Source organism: Streptomyces sp. BBFR25 (assembly GCF_044590125.1).
Lineage (GTDB): Bacteria > Actinomycetota > Actinomycetes > Streptomycetales > Streptomycetaceae > Streptomyces > Streptomyces canus_D.
On sequence record NZ_CP172447.1, the window covers coordinates 7,095,343 to 7,115,096 of the forward strand.

14 protein-coding genes and 2 pseudogenes are annotated in these 19,754 nt (G+C 70.8%); 8 read left to right on the forward strand and 8 right to left on the reverse strand.

Annotation, left to right across the window (positions count from 1 at the left end; all coding sequences use genetic code 11):
- Positions 1 to 17: 17 nt before the first annotated feature.
- Positions 18 to 4,745, forward strand: a pseudogene (locus ACGH52_RS31875) (type I polyketide synthase); the annotation flags it as partial.
- Positions 4,746 to 4,805: 60 nt separating this feature from the next.
- Here ACGH52_RS31875 and ACGH52_RS31880 read toward each other — a convergent pair.
- Positions 4,806 to 5,888: an alpha/beta hydrolase gene (locus ACGH52_RS31880; protein ID WP_121703419.1), complete on the reverse strand. Its 1,083-nt coding sequence runs from the start codon at positions 5,886 to 5,888 to the stop codon at positions 4,806 to 4,808.
- 244 nt (positions 5,889 to 6,132) lie between these two features.
- On the opposite strand from ACGH52_RS31880, the gene ACGH52_RS31885 reads away from it, so the two are divergent.
- A complete protein-coding gene (locus tag ACGH52_RS31885) occupies positions 6,133 to 7,662 on the forward strand; it encodes an FAD-binding oxidoreductase (RefSeq protein ID WP_059302651.1) in 1,530 nt (509 codons plus the stop codon).
- Positions 7,663 to 7,714: 52 nt separating this feature from the next.
- Here ACGH52_RS31885 and ACGH52_RS31890 read toward each other — a convergent pair whose 3' ends face one another.
- Entirely contained in the window at positions 7,715 to 8,338 is a 624-nt protein-coding gene (locus ACGH52_RS31890; protein WP_059302652.1) for a TetR/AcrR family transcriptional regulator, read from the reverse strand.
- Between the two features lie 116 nt (positions 8,339 to 8,454).
- Here ACGH52_RS31890 and ACGH52_RS31895 point away from each other — a divergent pair, with 116 nt between their 5' ends.
- The 4 genes and pseudogenes from ACGH52_RS31895 to ACGH52_RS31910 all read left to right on the forward strand — a co-directional run bounded on the left by ACGH52_RS31895 (position 8,455) and on the right by ACGH52_RS31910 (position 11,975).
- Positions 8,455 to 9,291, forward strand: a complete 837-nt coding sequence (locus ACGH52_RS31895; RefSeq protein ID WP_399944371.1) for an SDR family NAD(P)-dependent oxidoreductase — start codon at positions 8,455 to 8,457, stop codon at positions 9,289 to 9,291.
- Positions 9,288 to 9,800 (forward strand): VOC family protein, encoded by a 513-nt coding sequence (locus tag ACGH52_RS31900; RefSeq protein ID WP_121703417.1) that lies wholly within the window; start codon positions 9,288 to 9,290, stop codon positions 9,798 to 9,800. Before ACGH52_RS31895 ends, ACGH52_RS31900 begins: the two co-directional genes overlap by 4 nt.
- A gap of 309 nt (positions 9,801 to 10,109) precedes the next feature.
- Positions 10,110 to 10,226 (forward strand): annotated as a pseudogene (locus ACGH52_RS31905) (IS5/IS1182 family transposase); the annotation flags it as partial.
- A gap of 63 nt (positions 10,227 to 10,289) precedes the next feature.
- Positions 10,290 to 11,975: a ribonuclease J gene (locus ACGH52_RS31910; RefSeq protein ID WP_399946939.1), complete on the forward strand. Its 1,686-nt coding sequence runs from the start codon at positions 10,290 to 10,292 to the stop codon at positions 11,973 to 11,975.
- A gap of 221 nt (positions 11,976 to 12,196) precedes the next feature.
- Here ACGH52_RS31910 and ACGH52_RS31915 read toward each other — a convergent pair whose 3' ends face one another.
- Positions 12,197 to 13,315 carry an acyl-CoA desaturase gene (locus ACGH52_RS31915; RefSeq protein ID WP_076977156.1) on the reverse strand — a complete coding sequence of 373 codons (1,119 nt, stop codon included), beginning with the start codon at positions 13,313 to 13,315 and terminating at the stop codon, positions 12,197 to 12,199.
- Between the two features lie 7 nt (positions 13,316 to 13,322).
- Positions 13,323 to 14,378, reverse strand: a complete 1,056-nt coding sequence (locus tag ACGH52_RS31920) for a ferredoxin reductase (protein ID WP_121703416.1) — start codon at positions 14,376 to 14,378, stop codon at positions 13,323 to 13,325.
- A gap of 87 nt (positions 14,379 to 14,465) precedes the next feature.
- On the opposite strand from ACGH52_RS31920, the gene ACGH52_RS31925 reads away from it, so the two are divergent.
- Complete coding sequence (locus tag ACGH52_RS31925; protein WP_210976269.1) at positions 14,466 to 15,605, forward strand: helix-turn-helix domain-containing protein; 1,140 nt, start codon at positions 14,466 to 14,468, stop codon at positions 15,603 to 15,605.
- Between the two features lie 186 nt (positions 15,606 to 15,791).
- On the opposite strand, the gene ACGH52_RS31930 is transcribed toward ACGH52_RS31925, so the two are convergent.
- A complete protein-coding gene (locus ACGH52_RS31930) occupies positions 15,792 to 15,920 on the reverse strand; it encodes a hypothetical protein (RefSeq protein WP_399944377.1) in 129 nt (42 codons plus the stop codon).
- Between the two features lie 665 nt (positions 15,921 to 16,585).
- On the opposite strand from ACGH52_RS31930, the gene ACGH52_RS31935 reads away from it, so the two are divergent.
- The gene (locus ACGH52_RS31935; protein WP_365867069.1) at positions 16,586 to 16,741 is read left to right on the forward strand and encodes a hypothetical protein; all 156 of its coding nucleotides are present in this window, start codon (positions 16,586 to 16,588) and stop codon (positions 16,739 to 16,741) included.
- A gap of 450 nt (positions 16,742 to 17,191) precedes the next feature.
- Here the strand turns inward: ACGH52_RS31935 and ACGH52_RS31940 are convergent, their stop codons facing one another.
- From ACGH52_RS31940 to ACGH52_RS31950, 3 genes are all read right to left on the reverse strand, one after another.
- The gene (locus tag ACGH52_RS31940; RefSeq protein ID WP_059302660.1) at positions 17,192 to 17,500 is read right to left on the reverse strand and encodes an SCO5918 family protein; all 309 of its coding nucleotides are present in this window, start codon (positions 17,498 to 17,500) and stop codon (positions 17,192 to 17,194) included.
- 50 nt (positions 17,501 to 17,550) lie between these two features.
- A complete protein-coding gene (locus ACGH52_RS31945) occupies positions 17,551 to 17,886 on the reverse strand; it encodes a CBS domain-containing protein (RefSeq protein ID WP_374103207.1) in 336 nt (111 codons plus the stop codon).
- Positions 17,887 to 18,001: 115 nt separating this feature from the next.
- Complete coding sequence (locus ACGH52_RS31950) at positions 18,002 to 19,498, reverse strand: DEAD/DEAH box helicase (RefSeq protein WP_121703413.1); 1,497 nt, start codon at positions 19,496 to 19,498, stop codon at positions 18,002 to 18,004.
- Between the last annotated feature and the right edge of the window lie 256 nt (positions 19,499 to 19,754).

The window sequence follows — 19,754 nt, forward strand, 5'->3', positions numbered from 1 at the left end:
TGCCGACGAACGAAGAGAAGCTCACCGACTACCTGAAGTGGGTGACGGCGGACCTCCACAAGACCCGCAAGCGCCTCGCGGAGGTCGAGGCCGCCGCGACCGAGCCGATCGCGATCATCGGAATGAGCTGCCGCTACCCCGGCGGCGTGCGCACCCCCGACGACCTGTGGTCCCTGGTCCGCTCCGGAGCGGACGGCATCGGCGACTTCCCCGTCGACCGCGGCTGGAACCTCGCCCACCTGTACGACGAGGATCCCGACCGCAGCGGCACGTTCTACGCCCGGCACGGCGGCTTCCTGCACGACGCCCACCATTTCGACGCCCCGTTCTTCGGCATCAGCCCGCGCGAGGCGACCGCGATGGACCCGCAGCACCGGCTGCTGCTGGAGGCGTCGTGGGAGGCGCTGGAGGACGCCGGACTCGACCCGACGGACCTGCGCGGCAGCGACGCGGGCGTCTTCGCCGGGATCATGTACGGCGACTACGGCGCCCGGCTGCACACGGTGCCGCCGGAGTACGAGCCGTTCCTCGGCAACGGCAGCGCGGCCAGCGTCGCGTCGGGCCGGGTGTCGTACGTCCTGGGGCTGCGCGGCCCCGCCGTGTCCGTCGACACCGCGTGCTCGTCGTCGCTCGTCGCCCTCCACCTCGCGGTGCGGGCACTGCGCGGGGGAGAGTGCGGGCTGGCGCTCGCGGGCGGTTCCACGGTGCTGTCCACGCCGGGCGTGTTCATCGAGTTCAGCCGGCAGCGCGGGCTCGCCGCGGACGGCCGCTGCAAGGCGTTCGCCGCGGCCGCGGACGGCACCGGCTTCGGCGAGGGCGTCGGTGTCCTGCTGCTGGAGCGGCTGTCCGACGCGCGGCGCAACGGACACGAGGTCCTGGCCGTCGTCCGCGGCACCGCCGTCAACCAGGACGGCGCCAGCAACGGCCTCACCGCCCCCAACGGCCCCTCGCAGGAGCGGGTGATCCGGCAGGCCCTGGACGACGCCGGTCTGACGGCCGCCGACGTGGACGCCCTGGAGGCGCACGGTACCGGCACCACGCTCGGTGACCCGATCGAGGCGCAGGCGCTGCTCGCCACCTACGGCCAGGAGCGGGAGGCCGAACAGCCCCTGTGGCTGGGGTCGGTGAAGTCGAACATCGGGCACACCCAGGCCGCGGCCGGTGTCGCCGGAGTCATCAAGATGGTGCAGGCCATGCGGCACGGCATGCTGCCGCGGACGCTGCACGTGGACGAGCCGACGCCGCACGTCGACTGGGAGGCCGGGCAGGTACGGCTGCTGACCGAGGCGCGGCCCTGGCCCGACCGCGACCGGCCCCGGCGGTCCGCCGTCTCCTCCTTCGGCATCAGCGGCACCAACGCCCACGTCGTCCTCGAACAGGCCCCGAAGGCCCCGAAGGCCCCGAAGACCGCGGAGCCCGCCGCCACTGGAGCCACGGCCACCACCACTGCCACCACCGGCGTCGAGACGCCCGCCACCGCCACCGCCGCGTCGGCCGGACCCGCGACCACCGTGCCGTGGATGCTGTCCGCCCGGGACGCCACCGCCCTGCGGGCCCAGGCGCGGCGACTGCACGACCACCTGCGCGGCCGGGCCGACGACGGGGCGGAGCCGCAGCCCGGCGAGGTGGCCCGTGCCCTCGCCGCACGGACCGCCTTCGACCACCGCGCGGTCGTCGTCGGACGCGACCAGGAGGGGCTGCTGCGCGCCGTCGCGGCCGTGGCCGGCGGCGAGAGCGGCCCCACCACGGCGACGGGCGACGCGGACAAGGACGCCCGGCTCGGCTTCCTCTTCACCGGCCAGGGCAGCCAACGGCTGGGCATGGGGCGGGAACTGAGCGACGCCGTGCCCGGCTTCCGCGAGCTGTTCGCCGACCTGTGCGCCCGCTTCGACCGGCACCTCGACCACCCGTTGCGCGACATCGTGTTCGCCGCGCCCCGCTCGCCCGAGGCGGGACTGCTCGACCAGACGCTCTACACGCAGTGCGCCCTGTTCGCCGTGGAGGTCGCGCTGTACCGGCTGCTGGAGAGCACCGGCCTGCGTCCCGACTTCGTCATGGGCCACTCCATCGGCGAGCTGGCCGCCGCGCATGTCGCCGGTGTCTTCGACCTGGACAACGCGTGCGAGCTCGTCGCCGCGCGGGGACGGGCCATGCAGGCGGCGGACGCGGGAGGCGCGATGGCCGCCGTGGAGGCGCCGGAGAGCGAGGTGCTGGAGACACTGGCCCCGTACGACGGCAGGGTGGTCGTCGCCGCGGTCAACGGGCCGTCCGCCACCGTGGTCTCGGGCGACGCCGACGCCGTCGCCGAACTGGTCAAGGTCTGGCGCGGCAAGGGCAGGCGCACCAAGAGGCTGCGCGTCAGCCATGCCTTCCACTCGCCGCACATGGAGTCCGCCGCGTCCGAACTGCGCACAGCCGCGGCCCGGTTGACGTACGCGACGCCGGACATCGACGTCGTCTCCAATGTGACCGGCCGGGTGGCGGGCGCCGACGAGCTGATGAGTCCCGAGTACTGGGCCCGGCACGTCCGGCACGCCGTCCGCTTCTACGACGGGGTGCGGACCCTGGAGGAGAAGGGGGTGCGCCTGTTCGTCGAGATCGGCCCCGACGCCGTCCTGAGCGCGATGGCCCGTGACTGCCTGGACGCCGAACCGCTCACGCTCGTCCCCACCCTGCGCCGCGACCGCGCCGAACCCGACACCCTGCTGCTCGCCCTCGGGGAGACCTGGGCACACGGCACGGACGTGGACTGGGGGCCACTGCTGCCCGGAGCGGCGACCGGCCAGGACGCCCCGGGCGGTCGGCTGCGGCTGCCGCCGTACGCCTTCCAGCACCGCCCGTACTGGCTGGAGGCCGAGCCCCGGCAGGCATCAGGACCGGGTGACGACGGGTGGACTTCCTCGGGCGACCAGGCGTTCTGGTCGGCCGTGGAACACGGCGATCCGGCCCTCCTGGCCCGTACGTTCGGCGCCCGCGACGAGGAGCGGCAACTACTGGCGCGGCTCCAGACCACCCTGGCCGGATGGCGCCGCCAGCGGGAATGGACGTACGCGTGGCAGTGGAGGCGGCTGCCGGAGACCAGCACCGGACTGCAGGCGGGTGCCCCGGCCGGTGACTCCTGCTGGCTGCTGGTCGAGCCCGGGCAGGAGGACGACGACCAGCACTCGGACCTGTACCGGGCGCTGGCGGAGGCCGGAGTACGGGTGGCGCCGTTCGCCGCGGACGCCGACGAGGAGCCCGCCTCGGTCACCGAGCGGCTGGGCGAGGCGCTGGAGCGGCTCGGCCGGGACGGCGAGGTGGCGGGCGTGCTGTGCGCGCCGGCCGCCGCCAAGGGCCCGCACCCCGAGCACCCCGCGATCCCCGCGGCAGTCGCCCTGACCAGCCGGATCATGGAGGCGCTGGCGGCCCTCGGGGCGGACCTCGCGCTGTGGACCCTCACCCGCGGAGCCGTCTCCACCGGGCCGGGCGACCCGTCGTCCGACCCCGCGCAGGGACACCTGTGGGGGCTCGGCCGCCTCCCCGGTCTTCGGCCGGCCGAGGGCGCGGGAGGCACGATCGACCTCCCGGCCGTCCTGGACCCCGTCACCCTCGCCCAGCTCAAGCGCGTCCTCGCGGCGGCCGACGGTGAGGACGAGGTCGCCGTACGGCCCTCGGGGCGCCACGTCCGTCGCCTGGCGCGGGTGCCCTGGCCCGCGGCGGCGGAGCGGGACACGGCCGAAACCGACGGGACGGTTCTGGTCACCGAGCCCGACACCACCGCGGGACAGGCCGCCGCCCTCGCCTTCGCCGACGCGGGCCACCGTCACTTCCGGCTCCTCGCGTCCGAGACCGGCGCGGGGGAGGCGCTGCGCGCGGAACTCGAGACGCGCGGGGCGCGCGTGCGGCTCGACGTGGCCGACCCGTCCGACCGCGCCGCGCTCGCCCCGGTCCTCACGGAGACCGGCGACGGGCCGGCCGTGAGCGTCGTCGTGCACACCGGGGGAGGGGCCGCGCTGCGCCGTCTCCACGAGTGCACCCTGGACCTGCCGCTGACGGGGTTCTTCGTCCTCGCCGACTTCGCGGCGCTCACCGGCAGCGACCCGCGCTCCTGGCACGCCGCCGTCGACGCCGCGTACGCCGAGACCCTGATCCGGCACCGGCAGGCGCGACGGCTGCCGGCCACGCTCCTGGCCTGGGGGCCGCGGGAGTCCGACGCGCGGGGCACGGCGGCGCGGGGCGGGCTGCGGGACCTCGATCCCGCACGCGCGCTGGCCTGCCTGCCGAACCTCCTCGGCCCTGCCGGTGCCGCCCACGGCCCGGTCATCGGTGTCGCCGACATCGACTGGGACGACCACCTCGCGCACGCCATGCGGTGGGGTACGGGCGCCCAGTACCGCGACCTGCCCGAGGCTCGCGGCCGACTGGCCGGACCAGGGGCGGCGGACGGCCCGGAAGCCCTCGCCGACCAGGCGGAACTGCGCGCCGGGCTGGCGGAGCTGGAGGGCGAGGAGCAGGAACGGCGGCTCGCGGAACTGGTGCGGGCGCACGTGGGGCAGGCGCTCGGCCTCGACGCCTCGGAGCACCTCGACGACGCCCGGACCTTCCTGGAGATCGGGTTCTCCTCGTTCACCGCCCTGGAACTGTGCAACGGCCTCCACCGGGCCACCGGGCTGCCCCTGCCGGTCGCGACGGTCTACGACCACCCCACCCCCGCCGCGCTGGTGGGCCACCTCCGGCAGCGGCTGGCGGACGAACCGGCCGCGTGAACGACGAACGGCCCGGGCTCCGGCACGACATGTGCCGGAGCCCGGGCCGTTCTTCCGGCGTCAGGTCCGCGGGCTCGCGGCGGTCCGCAGCATCTGCAGCACCGTCTGCACCGTCCAGGTCCGGGTCTCCTCCACATGTGCGGGCGAACCGTGCACGTCGTCGTGCTCGGCGAGGGTGAGGTCGGGGACGTACCGCTTCAGGGTCTGCGGATCCGACCCGGGGATGATCTCGTCGCGGAGGCTGACCACATATCCCACCGGGATGGTCAGCGCCGAGAGTTCACCGGGCCGCAGCTCCCAGTCGCGCAGCGCGTCGAACAGCTCCGTGCGGGGGATGCCCGTCAGGTGGGAGAGCGTGTCCTTGGTGATGCGCGGCACGCTGCGGTCGTACCAGTCGCGGTCGGTGAAGAAGCCGCTGACCGGTGCGCCCGCCGTGACCACCCCGCGGATGCGCGGGTCGTGCAGGGCACCGCGCAGCGCCATGTGACCGCTGAAACTCATGGCCGACGCGTAGGTGCGGCTCACGTCGGCCCGGTCCGCGAGCGTGTCGAGCAGCGCCGAGAGCATGCGCCAGCTGTCCTTGCCGTACACCAGCCGGTTCTCGCCGACACCGGGCAGCTCGGTGGCGACCATGGCCAGGCCGAGCTGCTCGGCCAGGAGCAGCGCGGGCGCCCACTGCTCCTTGACGCTCACGATGCCGCCCGTCACCACGAGCAGGGGACGCGGCAGAGCGGCGGAGAGCCCGGACGCCAGGGCCACGAAGGACCGCGTGCCGCCGTCGCCGTCACCGTCGGGCACGCTGATCTCGATGCGCTCGACGGGCGTCTCCTGGGTGCCGCTCCACCGCGTGAAGGTCTCGGAGCAGGCCGCCTGCGCCTGCGCGCGCGAGGGACCGTCGACGTAGGGGAACCGCGCGGTGTTCCAGCACTGGCAGGCCTCCAGCAGCAGGTCCCGCGCCGCCAGCTCCCGCGCCGCGGCGGCCCACTCCCCGGTCCAGGAGCCGGGCCCCTCGCCGTCGTGCCCGATGCGGGCCAGTACCTCCTCACACAGGTCCGGAGGCAGCCGCTGGGTCCGGGAGTGGACCACGACGAACTGCTTGAGCTCCTCGATGTCGTGGGCCGTCCGGCCGGCTTCTCGTCCCATCCGATGTCCCTCCTCCTCGCGCCGGGGTCGGTCCCGGCCGCGTCGTCGGGCGCGTCGATGCGCCCTCGCGCTTCCACTCGCCCCCAGCCTCCGTGCGGGCCCTAAAGCGCGCCTCTACCGCTCCGTGCCGGGGGGCCGGGTGCCCGACGGGCCTGTTTTAGAAAGGACTTACCGGGCGGTGGGAGGTTCGGACGGTGTCGGCGGGAGAGCCGCCGCCGTATCCGACGACGGGAGAGTCACAGTCATGGCAACACGAAGGCAGGTCCTGCGCGGCGGGGCCGTCGGCCTCGCCCTGGCCGCATCCGCAACCCTGCCGGGACCGGTCGGTTCCTCCGCGGCCGCCGCGTCGCGCGCCGACTGGACCGGACTGCGCGGCCGGCTGGACGGGGACCTGGTCCTGCCGTCCCACAGCGGGTACGCGCAGGCCAAGCAGGTGTACTTCAGCATGTACGACGCCTCGGCCCCGGCCGCCGTCGCCTACTGCGAGAGCGTCGCCGACATCCGGCTCTGTCTGGCCTTCGCCCAGCAGCACGACGTCCCGGCGGTCCCGCGCAGCGGCGGCCACAGCTTCGGCGGCTTCTCCACCACTCCGGGCCTGGTCATCGACGTGTCGAGACTGCGTTCCATCGTGCCGGGAGCCGACACCACGGCGCTTGGCCCGGGAGCGCAGACCGTCGACGCGCTCGCCGCGCTCGCCCCCTACGGACAGGCCCTGGCGAGCGGGCTGCACGGCTCCGTGGCGGCGGGCGGCTTCCTCCACGGCGGCGGCATCGGCTGGCAGACCCGATCCTTCGGGGTGGCCTGCGACGCCCTGGTCTCCGCCGACGTGGTGCTTGCCGACGGCCGGTCGGTGACCTGCTCCACGACCGAACACCCCGACCTGTTCTGGGCGTTGCGCGGCGGTGGCGGCGGCAACTTCGGCATCGTCACCCGCTACGAGCGCCGCGCCGCGGCCGCCACGGACATGGTGAACTTCCGGCTGTCGTGGGCCTGGAGCGACGTGGAGCGGGTGATAACGGCCTGGCAGCAGTGGATGCCGACGACCCCCTGGAAGCTGGGGTCCCGCTGGATCGTCAGCCAGCTCGACACGGCCCCGGGCGGCGCCGAGCCGGCCGTCTGGGTCGACGGTTCCTTCCTCGGTTCGCCCGAGGAACTCACGCCGCTCCTGGACGCGCTCGCCGCCGGGGTGGGGCGCGCCCCCGACAGCCGTACCAGCAACCGGTTCACCTTCCTGAACGGGATGCTGGACTGGTTCGGGTGCACCGACAAGACGGTCGCCCAGTGCCACACGGTGGGCTACTCGCCGGAGGCGGTGATGCCGCGCGGCGGGTACATCCTGGACCGCAGCAGGCTCTTCGGGACGGGCCTGCCGAGGGCCGGGATCAGCGAGGTGCTCTCCGCCTTCACCGCCTCACCACGCGCGGGCCAGCTCCGGTTCGTGCAGGCCCTCGCCCTCGGTGGCCGGGCCAACACGCTGGACCGCACCGCGACGGCCTACGTGCACCGGGACGCGCAGTTCACCCTGAACTGGACGGTGGGCACCACGGCGGCCAACCCGAACCGGGACGAGCGCAACGCCGTGCGGGCCTGGATCGACGGCGGGTTCGCCGCGACGAACCCCTACTCCCTGGGGGAGACCTACCAGAACTACATCGACCCCGCCCTGCGGGACTGGAAGCGGTCGTACTACGCGGAGAACTACGAGCGGCTCGCGGCCGTCAAGCGCGCGTACGACCCTCAGGGCTTCTTCCGCTTCGCCCAGGCGATCGTCTGAGCCCATCCGTCGCACCGGCGCCCGGCCCGGGGCGCGGTCGGCCGCAGCGCGGTCAGGACGTCCCGGGCCCGTCGCCCCGGCCGCTCTCGGCCGGGGCGTCACCGGCGTTCTCGATCAGGACGCGGGTGACGCCCTCGAAGTACGGCAGAACGTCCTCCAGGGTGGCCGAGCCGAGCGCGGGGGAGCACAAGGCGCTGCGCATGATGCCCATGCCCAGCAGGCAGGCGACCAGCATCTCCGCGCGCAGCGCCGCGTCCTCGCCCTTGACCTGCTTGATCAGCTCCTCGATGTGGGCCGCCTGCGCCTCCTGCTCCAGACGGGTCCGTGCGGGGGCGTGCGAGGGCGAGCGCAGCAGCATCACCAGGGGGTGCTCGCCGGCGAACTGCTCCCACTCCTGGAAGACGACGGACTTCAGCATGCCCGCGGGCAAGGCGTCCAGCGGCCCCGACATGATCTCCCCGAGGACCTGGTGATCCACGCACGCCTCCTCGAACAGGGCGCGCTTCGAGCCGAAGTAGCGAAAGACGAGCGCGGGATCCACATGGGCGTCCTGGGCGACGTCGCGCATGGTCGTCCCGCCGTAGCCCAGCCGGGCGAAGCGCACGCGCGCCGCGTCGAGCAGGGCCGCGCGGGTCGCGGCGCGATCACGTTTGTGTGTTTGTGGGGCGGCTGCCATAGCGGTACTCCTCAGGTCATCAAACGTTGACATCGTATCCCAAGAGCTTCTACGCTGACCTTGTCACCATGAGATGACTTGCGGTTCGGGCTCCTGTCACGGAAGGAAGAAAATCCATGCAGACGGTTGTCGTCACGGGCGGAACGGATGGCCTGGGGAGGGGAATCTCCCTGCATTACCTGAAGGCGGGTGCGAGGGTCCTGGCCATCGGCAGCACACGGGCCAAGGGTGAAGCGTTAATCGAGGAGGCACGCAAGATCTCCGCCGCCGACCGGGCGCACTTCCTCTCCGTCGATCTGACCTCTGTCGCGGCCACCCGGCGGCTGATCGAGGAAATCGAGAACACCTATGCGTCCGTGGACAAACTCGTCCTCTGCGCCCAGCGCTACAAACTCTTCGGAAAGCGCTCGGTGACACCGGAAGGATTCGAGCACAGCTTCGCGCTCGCCTATCTCAGCCGGTTCGTTCTCAGCTACGGCCTGCTGGACGCGCTCCAGTGCACGAAACAGCCCGTGATCATGAACGTGGGCACGCCGGGCGTCGGCCTCGGCGCGGTCCACTGGGACAATCTCCAGCTCGAGCGCGGCTACAGCGGCAACAAGGCGACGCTGCAGTCCTTCCGCGCCAACGACCTGCTGGGCGTCGGCTTCGCGGCGACGCACGGCAGCGGCCCGGTGACGTACATCGGCTACAACCCCGGGGTGGTCTCCACCGGCATGCCCGCCTCCCTGCCGCTTCCCCTCAGGCTGATGACCAAGGCCACCTTCGCCGTCGCGGCGACCCCCGTGGACAAGGCGATCAAGCCCATGGTGGAGCTCCTCGACAATCCGCCCGCCGAGCCTTTCGTCGCGCGCTGGAAGAAGAAGCCGGTCGACCTCGGGAAGAAGGCTTTTGACGCCGAGGACGCGCTGCGCCTGAAGAGCGTCACAGAACAGCTGGTGGGAACGCGGTGACCTTCCTCATACCTGCCTTTCCGGAAGGCCGGATCCAGCAGCTCGGATATGTCGTGGAGGACCTCGACGAAGCGGTCGAGAAGTTCTCCACGATGTTCGGGATAAAGCGCTTCTTCGTGTGGGAGAACCTGGCCGCGGAGGTGACCGAGAAGACATATCGGGGCCGGTCGGCAGATTTCCAGTTCTCCTGCGCGTTCGGTTACTCAGGCGACATGATGATCGAGCTGATCCGGCACGACTCCGGCGAGAGCATATTCAAGGACTGGCTCGACAGCAGAGGCCCCGGGCTGCACCACGTCTGCATCCTGCTGAGCGGCCTCGAGCAGTTCGAGGAGACGGTGGCCGGGATGGCGGCCCACGGTCACTCCGTAGCGATGTCGGGCCGGTCGGGAGATGCCCGGTTCTCCTACGCCGACACGGTCGGTGACTTCGGCGTCTTCACCGAACTGGCCTACGGGCCACCGGAGTTCCTCGCGTCCTTCGACCGGATCAAGAGCGGCGACTTCTGAAACGGATGGCGCCCGCACCGCCCTTCAGCAGCCTCGGAGACGCCCCGTGCGTCACGGGGTTCCGCCGCATGCCCGGGGTGACGAATCCGGCCTGGTGAGGGGGGATGGTGCCGGTCGGTGGCGCGGGTCTGCCCTGCGTGCGGAGACGGTCCCGCGCTCGTTCTGTGCGGATTCTCCCCGCGACCCGATGCGCTGCTGCACGGGTCCGTCGACGTACAGAAGCACCGAGGTCAGGTATGCACTTCACGACCCGCCCCACCCTCCAGGGCACCTTCGGCATATATAGGTCCCGGGGTCGGGTCTCTGACCCGGATCATCGACCATCTCGGGCCGATGATCGCGCTCCGGCCGCACAGGTCTTTCGACAAGGGCACCATACCGATCGTGGACGGGACGCTCGTGCCCACCCGAGACCACACCATCGCGCCCCGACCCTGTCGGGAGGAGGTAAGGGATCATCCTGTCCCGCTCTCCGGGTACCGTCAGGGTATGAGTCATCCACACCCCGAACTGAAAGCCGCCCCTCCCCTTCCCGAAGGAGGGCTGCGGGTTGTCGCCCTGGGCGGCCTGGGTGAGATCGGCCGAAACATGACCGTGTTCGAGCACGCCGGCAAGCTGCTCATCGTCGACTGCGGGGTTCTGTTCCCCGAGGAGACCCAGCCCGGCGTAGACGTGATCCTGCCGGACTTCACCTCGATCCGGGACCGGCTGGACGACATCGTGGCGGTGGTCCTCACCCACGGTCATGAGGACCACATCGGCGGCGTGCCGTATCTGCTGCGCGAGCGGAGGGACATCCCGGTCGTCGGCTCCAAGCTGACGCTGGCGTTCCTGGAGGCCAAGCTCAAGGAGCACGGCATCCGGCCGCGCTCGGTGCGGGTGCGGGAGGGGGACCGGCGTGGCTTCGGGCCCTTCGACTGCGAGTTCGTGGCGGTCAACCACTCCATCCCGGACAGCCTCGCGGTCGCGATCCGGACCCGGGCCGGGATGGCGCTGCACACCGGCGACTTCAAGATGGACCAATTCCCTCTCGACGACCGCATCACCGATCTACGTGCCTTCGCCCGCCTCGGCGAGGAGGGCGTGGACCTGTTCCTCACCGACTCCACCAACGCCGAAGTACCCGGCTTCACCACCTCCGAGCGGGAGTTGAACCCGGCGATCGAGCAGGTGATGCGCACCGCGCCGCGCCGGGTCATCGTCTCCAGCTTTGCCAGCCATGTGCACCGCATCCAGCAGGTCCTGGACGCCGCCCACCAGCACGGCCGCAAGGTCGCCTTCGTCGGCCGGTCGATGGTCCGCAACATGGGCATCGCCCGGGACCTGGGCTATCTGAAGGTCCCCTCCGGTCTGGTCGTGAGCACGAAGGAGCTGGAGAAGCTCCCGGATCACAAGATCGCTCTGGTGTGCACCGGCTCCCAGGGTGAACCGATGGCCGCGCTGTCACGGATGGCCAACCGGGACCACATGATCCGCATCGGCAAGGACGACACCGTCCTGCTCGCCAGCTCCCTCATCCCCGGCAACGAGAACGCCATCTACCGGGTGATCAACGGACTCACCCGGTGGGGTGCCCACGTGGTCCACAAGGGCAACGCCAAGGTGCACGTCTCCGGGCATGCCAGCGCCGGCGAACTCGTCTACTGCTACAACATCGTCAAGCCCCGCAATGTCATGCCCGTGCATGGCGAATGGCGCCACCTGCGGGCCAACGGCGACCTCGCCATCCGCACCGGTGTGGACCCCGACCGGGTGGTCATCGCCGAGGACGGCGTCGTCGTCGACCTGGTCGACGGGCGGGCGTCCGTCAGTGGCAAGGTTCCCGCAGGCAACGTCTACGTGGACGGCATGGAGGTCGGCGGTGCCACCGAGGCGTCCCTCAAGGACCGTCTCACCCTCGCCGCCGAAGGTGTGGTCACGGTGGTGGCGATCGTCGACGCGGACACCGGCGCCCTCGCCGAGGCGCCCGACTTCCTGGCCCGGGGCTTCGTCCACGACGACGCCACCTTCGAGCCGGTCATCCCCGTCATCGAGAAGACGCTGGCCACCGCTGCCGAGGAAGGCGTCGGGGACGCGCGCCAGCTCGAACAGCTCGTGGCCCGCGCCGTGGCGAACTGGGCGTTCCGCACCCATCGCCGCAAGCCCCTCATCATCCCCGTCATCATCGACGCCTGAGCAACACCCGGGCAGGTGTCCGGGGGCGGACGCCGATGTGCACGAGGTGAAACCCGGCGACGAGTCGGTCCGGATGTCCAGCCTCGTCACCGGCCCACCGGGTTGGCCCGGGCGGCCCGGTGACGAGCGCTGCGCCGGGCATCCCGCAGCTGACCTGCCCGCAGATTCCCCTGCGGACAAGGGCGCCTGACCTCGGGTTCGTGAGCCAGGCGCGGGTAAATTCAGGCGGCGACGAGCTCCTGCTCACGGTCCGGCGTCTTGACCTCGGGCTTCTTGTTCGGCAGAGAGAGCCGGAAGACCTTGCGCCACGCGGAGAACACCTGCTTGGGCAGCGGCCCGGTGACGTATTCCAGCTCGTACTTCTCGAACAGCGCGCGCACCTTCACCGCGACCTCGGCGTACCGGTTGCTAGGCAGGTCCGGGAACAAGTGGTGCTCGATCTGGTGCGACAGGTTGCCCGTCATGAAGTGCATGGCCCTGCTGCCGCTGATGTTCGCCGAGCCCATCATCTGGCGCAGGTACCACTGGCCGCGCGTCTCGCCCTTGATCGACCGGCGCTCGAAGACCTGCACGCCCTCGGGGAAGTGCCCGCACATGATCACGGAGTGGGACCAGACGTTGCGAACCAGGTTCGCGGTGAACGTGGCGGCGAGCGTGGGCAGGAACGACGGGCCCGACAGCAGCGGGTGGATCACGTAGTCCTTGAGCACCTGCTTGCGGATCTTGCGGCCCACTGCCCTGGCCCGCGCGCGGAACTCCGGGTTCTTGCGGCGGCGCTTGTTCAGGTTCTTGCCGAGCTCCAGGTCGTACGCCGCGATGCCGTACTCGAAGAAGCAGGCGTTGATGAAGTTCCACAGCGGCTGGCCGAGGTGGAACGGGTGCCACTTCTGGTCCTCGTCGACGCGCATGATGCCGTAGCCGAGGTCGTTGTCCTTGCCGATCACGTTGGTGTACGTGTGGTGCAGCTCGTTGTGCGAGTGCTTCCACTGGTCGGCCGGCGAGACGTGGTCCCACTCCCAGGTCGTGGAGTGGATCTTCGGGTCGCGCATCCAGTCCCACTGGCCGTGCAGGATGTTGTGGCCGATCTCCATGTTGTCCATGATCTTCGCCACGGACAGACCGGCGGTGCCGATCAGCCACGCGGGCGGGAAGATCGAGAACAGCAGGACGCCCCTGCTGACCAGCTCGAGCTTGCGCTGCGCCGAGATCACCTTGCGGATGTAGGCAGCGTCCTTCTCGCCTCGGCCGGCGATCACCTCGTCGCGGATCGCGTCCAGCTCACGGCCGAGTTCCTCGATCTGCTCCGCGGTCAGATGGGCGGTGGGGTCGATGGCGGTCAATGTGCTCCTACCGTTCGATGTCGCAGGGGCCCGCCGCGGCGGACACACAGGTCTGGATGAGGACGCCCGGCTCGGCCTCGGTGAGCTCGCCGGTGCGCAGGTCGCGGACGGCGCCCGCCTTGAGCGGGGTGACGCAGCCGAAGCAGATGCCCATGCGGCACCCGGAGGGCATGAGCACGCCGGCCTCCTCGCCGACGTCCAGCAACGGCGTGACGCCGTCCGCGTCGACGGTCTTGCCGGTGGCGCTGAACGTGACCTCGCCGCCGTCACCGGCGACGACGATGCTGGGGCGGAAGCGCTCGGTGTGCAGGCGTTCTTGTACGCCGTGCTCCGTCCAGTGCTCTTCGACGGCGTCGAGCAAACCTGCGGGCCCGCAGGCCCAGGTCTCGCGCTCGGCCCAGTCGGGTACGAGTTCACCGAGACGGGCGATGTCGAGTATGCCGTCGGTGTCGGTGTGCACCTCGGTGAGCAGCAGCTTCTTGTCCGCGGCCAGGTCGTGCAGCTCGTCGCGGAAGATGACGTCCTGAGGCTGCGGCGCGCAGTGGACCATGACGACGTCGTCGAACTCGGTGTCGCGCAGCATGCCCATCACGGGAGTGATGCCGCTGCCGGCCGTCAGGTAGAGCACCTTGGCGGGCTTGGTCTGCGGCAGCACGAAGTCACCGGTCGGCTGGTCGAGCTGGACCAGCGTGCCCGGTTTCGCCCTGTGGACCAGGTGGTTGCTGACCTTGCCGTCCGGGATCGCCTTCACGGTGATCGTGACGCGGCCGTCCCGCCGGTTCGTCGGTGAGGTGAGGGAGTAGGCACGCCAAAGGCGCACCCCGTCGACGTCGACCCCGATCCGCACGTACTGACCGGCTGTGTGGCCGCGCCAGCCCCGTCCCGGCCTGATCACGACGGTCGCGGCGTCATCCGTCTCGGGGTGCACGGCCTCGATGCGCCCCCGCAGGTCAGCGCCCGCACGCAGTGGGCTGACCAGGTCGAGGTAGTCCGACGGCAGCAGCGGCGTCGTGACCATCTCCAGCAGTTTCCACGCCCTGCTGCGAAGGGCTGCACTCGTCATGACTCCAGCTTGCTGCGTCTCAGGGCGTAAAGTCCTGACCGTAGGACGTGAATCTGGTGGGTGGAATTGTTCGCAGGGAATAAAAACGTGAGTCGTGTAACCCAGTGGGCCAGCGAGCTGGCCCTGGATGAGGCGACGGTCACCGCCCTTCGGGCCGCGCTGAAGGCCACCGCCGAGGAGGTCGTCCAGGCGATCATCGATGAGGTCCCTCCCTACGCCAACGCCCTTTCGGGCAGCATGGGCGGCACCATCCGCCGAGCCGTTCGCACCGCCCTCGGGCACTACCTGGACCTCGCGAGCGGGAACGCCACGGGCGGCGACGGCGGTGACGCGGCCTACGAGCTGGGCCGCGGCGAGGTGCGCGACGGCCGTTCGATGGACGCTCTGCTCAGCGCCTACCGCGTCGGCGCCCGCGTGGCCTGGCGATGCCTGGCAGCGGGCGCCGTGTCCGCAGGTCTGCCCGCCGCCGAGGTCGCCAAGTTCGCCGAGCTGACCTTCGCCTACATCGACGAGCTCTCCGCCGCGAGCGCCGCGGGCCACGCCGACGAACTGGCCGCCCGGGGCAGGGCCCACGAGCGCCACCTGGAACACCTGGCCCGCGACCTCCTCGCCGGCGCGAGCCCGGACGTGCTGCTGGCCTCTGCTCAACGGGCCGGATGGCAGCCTCCGATTACGCTGACGGCGGTCCTGCTGCCCGCCGCCCAGGCCCGGCCTGCCTACCGCGCGCTCGACCCGAGCACCCTCGTCCTCGACGATCTGCCGGACGCCACCGGTGTGCTGCTCGTCCCCGATGCCGACCGACCACATCTCTTGCGGCAGCTGACCGACCGCACCGCCGTGGTCGGCCCGGCCCGGCCATGGACTCGTGCGTCCGCCTCATACGCACGAGCCGCACGCGCGCGCTCCCTCTCCTCTGATATCCGCGACACCGAGGACCACCTGCCCGAGCTGGTGCTGAGTGCCGACGTGGACGCGTTCGCAGACCTGCGTGCCCGAGCCCTCGCACCGTTGCGCACCTTGCCTGTCGCGACCGCACGGCGGCTGGAGGAAACGCTGCGGGCGTGGCTGCTGCACCAGGGCAGGCGGGACGAGGTGGCAGCGGCGCTGTTCGTGCACCCCCAGACAGTCCGGTACCGGATGTCGCAGCTGCGGGAGCTGTTTCCGGACCTCGCATCGCCACACCGGGTCCTTGAACTGACGCTGGCGGTCGGTCTTCGGGCCGGCTGACGCGTACTTCGCCATTCCACGAACTCCCGGCGGATCCCGGCATCGTGCTCGGTGCCTACCTGGACGTCCTTGCAGCCGGGACGGTTCGGGTGAGCGACGCGATCTGGGGGCAGCAGGTCGGCCGACAGGGAGCGTTCCAGGTGAGGCGGTTGGCCATGGGCCAGCCGAAGCGTCCGGTGCCCTCGTTCAGGTCGGGGGCGCGCAGGCGTGATCGTGCACAGCCACCTCGATGCTGTCCGGGTGCGCGGTCAGGTCCATGGGGCAGGTGCCGTGGCGCAAGGCGTTGGTGACCAGTTCGGAGACGACCAGGACCACCGTGTCGGCGGTCGGGGCGCGAGCCCTGATACGAGACCTTCGAGGTACTGCCTGTCGCTGTCGCAGGCTATGGATGTGGCTGAGCGGAGGGTTGTGACTTTGACGCTCGTCGTGTCCATCAGGGCGACCCGGTCTCTGGATCGTCGACGTCTGATCCTGTCATCCTGTCTGACCGGGGCTTGTGCCTCGGCTGCGGCCCGTCAGCCCGGCTCACCCCGGCACCCATCACTGGTTCGAAATTGATTACCTCCATGTCGGACACGCGGGAGTGCGGCGCGTCGGCAGGTGGGAAACATCGGTGGGGGAGAGGTCGGGACGGGCTGATGCCAGCGCCGGGGGCGGAGGTGTCACGGGAGACATCGATACAGACTTCCGCCCTCGACGTCGGGGGTGTGCCGACGCGTGTACCGTTCCGCCCGCAAGGAGTACTTGGCGGGCCGGGCTCTACGGCCAACACCAGGGTTAAGCGCTGTCCATGGTGAGTTCCATGGAGCAGAAGGGGGCCCGTGGGGCGTCCTTGCCGGAATCGTGCTGCTGGGTGTCCATCAGATGGCAGATGATGCCCTGTTCTCTGCGACCCAGGGCTGTCCTCCGTCTGGGCGAGGGTCCTCGTCTTCTGGGAAGCGTCCCTTTAGCGTGGGCGGTAGCCGCCGAAGGGAGGCGCCATGTCGGACGATCCGACGGGCCCGTTGGGTACGGCAATGCGGGAGGTCACGTTCCCGGACCAGTCTCGCGGGATCATCTTGGTACGGGCGGGGACACCGCAGGACGAGGCCGAGGCAATGGCCGCCCGGGTGTGGGCCGAGATGCCGGAAGACTGACCTGCATGAACGCGGGTATCGCGTAACTGTCCTCTCACGCATTTGCTGAGCCGTCGGCCATGAACCGGAACCAGCAGTACGGAGCCCGCACCGGTGCGTGGCGTCATCGCGTCGATTGGCTGGGGGAGGAGGCGCGGTAGCGGTCTCTGCGACGAGGCCGAGGCCACTCGGGGTGAGAGACGCCGCGCCGCGTTCCGCAGTATGGCGCACCTGCTGGCTGTCCAGGAGAGGCTAGCCGAAGGGGGCCGGTCTACCATCTGGGGACCGATGGGCGAGGCCGTTCTGCGGCGTCTCGACCACGCCAACATCGGCAGGAATCGTCCCTGCGTCACGGTGCCGACGCCCCACTCGCACACCGACCGGAGCGTGCGGCATGCGGTGTGGGCCCGACCGGCGCACCGGTCGGGCCCACACCTCTGTTCTGGCGTCAGCGCGCGCCTGTCGCGTCCGTCAGACGGTCAGCGGGGCGCCGAGCAACGCGGCAGCCTGCTGCAACGGACTGTCGATGCGCGCGGGGGCGGCCTTGGGCAGGGTGCGGCAGGTGAAGCCGAGCAGGGCCATGGCCCTCAGTACCTCGCCGGCGCTGAAGTCGCGGCGGTCCTGGCGGGTGATGACCTGGCCGACCTGCTTGGCGGGGTAGTGGCGTCGTCCGATGATCACGGACTCGCCGGTGACCGGTTCGGGTTTGATGCCCTTCATCGATTCCAGCACGCCGCTCTTGGTCAGGTCGAACGGGAAGCGGGCAATGACACAGCGCATGATGCCTCACAGGCAGGAGAGGAGACGGGACCGACCCGCCGTCCGGCGGTTCAGCGGGAGAGAGTGAGGACGCCCAGGGCGTTACCGTGGTTGTCGACCACGGGCACCAGCCCGAGCCGCCCCAAAGGCACCGCGTCCTCGGCTTCTTCCCTCGTGGCCAACGGTGAGACGAAGGGATCGCTGCCGTCGGTGATGTCTCCCAGGCGGAGCCGGTCGGTGTATCGGGAGCTGTCCCGGACGGCGGTGAGCCGCGCCTGGGTGACCAGGCCTACGCACCGGGCATCCTCGTCGCACACCACCAGGTGCTCCGCACGGGCGGCGGCCATCACGGACAGCGCCACCTCGACGGTCATGTCGTACCAGACCTGCGGTCCTGCCGCGTCCATGACGTCGGCCACCGTGCCGTGCAATGGGCGAGCGGTTACGGAGCGATCCTGCAACTGTCCGAACATCAAAGAGTGCCTCCTGCGCAGACGGGCGGGGTTCCTGATCAGGACGGTTCTAGGCGGCCGCACCGGCAGTGGACTGGGGTGCGGGGGCACGCCGGGTCGCCGAGGCGGGGCGGCGTCGGCCGCGGGAGGTGGCACCGCGCTTCTTGGGGCGCTCCGCCACCGGTGCGGTGATGACGACCGGGATGCCGGTCGGTGCCTGGGCTCCGGTGATCCGGCTGAGGGCCTCGTCGCCCGAGCGGACCTGGGTGGTCTGCGGCAGGATCCCGGCGTCCGACATGAGGCGGACCATGCCGCGTCGCTGGCTCGGGGTGACGAGCGTGACGACGCTGCCGGACTCGCCGGCGCGGGCCGTGCGCCCGCCGCGGTGGAGGTAGTCCTTGTGGTCGGTCGGCGGGTCGACGTTGACGACGAGGTCGAGATTGTCGACGTGGATACCGCGCGCCGCGACGTTGGTCGCCACCAGCACGGTGACGTGTCCGGTCTTGAACTGCGCCAGGGTGCGGGTGCGCTGCGGCTGCGACTTGCCGCCGTGCAGCGCGGCGGCCCGTACCCCGCTGTTGAGCAGGTCCTGGGTCAGCCTGTCCACGGCGTGCTTGGTGTCGAGGAACATGATCACACGGCCGTCGCGCGCGGCGATCTCGGTGGTGGTCGCGTGCTTGTCGGCACCGTGGACGTGCAGTACGTGGTGCTCCATCGTCGTGACGGCGCCGGCCGAGGGGTCGACGGAGTGCACGACCGGATCGGTCAGGTAGCGGCGCACGAGCAGGTCGACGTTGCGGTCGAGGGTGGCGGAGAACAGCATGCGCTGGCCTTCGGGGCGGACCTGGTCGAGCAGGGCGGTGACCTGCGGCATGAAGCCCATGTCGGCCATCTGGTCGGCCTCATCGAGGACGGTGATGGAAACCTGGTTCAGTCGGCAGTCGCCACGGTCGATGAGGTCCTTGAGGCGTCCCGGGGTGGCGACGACGACCTCGGCGCCACCGCGCAGCGCCGATGCTTGCCTGCCGATCGACATCCCGCCCACCACCGTGGCCAGCCTCAACTTCATGGAACGGGCGTACGGGGTGAGCGCGTCGGTGACCTGCTGCGCCAGCTCCCGCGTCGGTACGAGGATCAGCCCCAGCGGCTGCCGTGCCTCGGCGCGTTGCCCGGCGGTACGGGCCAGCAGAGCCAGGCCGAAGGCGAGCGTCTTGCCGGAGCCGGTACGCCCGCGGCCCAGGACATCGCGGCCGGCGAGGGAGTTCGGCAGGGTCGCGGCCTGGATCGGGAACGGCACGGTGACGCCGGCCGAGCCGAGTGCGGCCAGCAGCTCACCGGGCATGTCGAGATCGGCGAAGCCCTCCACGGCGGGCAGCGCGGGGGTGATCGTCCGAGGGGGAGCGAACTCCCCTTGGACGGCGGCGGGCCGACGGCCGTAACCGCCTGAGCGGTTCGGACCGGCCGGCCGGCGCGCGGCCGACGAGGTGAAGCGGCTGCCACCCTTTCCGGAGTCGACACCGCCATTACGGGCGCGGGAATAGCGGTCGTTCGTGCGTGTGCGGTTCATGCGGAACCTTCCTTGATGCGGCACATATCAAGGAATTCCGAGGCAATGAGCAGCACGGAGAATCGCAAGAATGGACCGGTGGGTCTTGAAAGCGCATCTGGCCAACAGAATGATTGTGCGGGCGCAGGCGCTGGAATGATTGGGTGCGCTGTGGGCCTGATATTCGGAGCATCCACTGCGCTGTAGTCCACAGGTGGAATCACTGCGGGAAACGCATGCAGCTGGGGCCCGCACCCCGAAGGATGCGGGCCCCAGC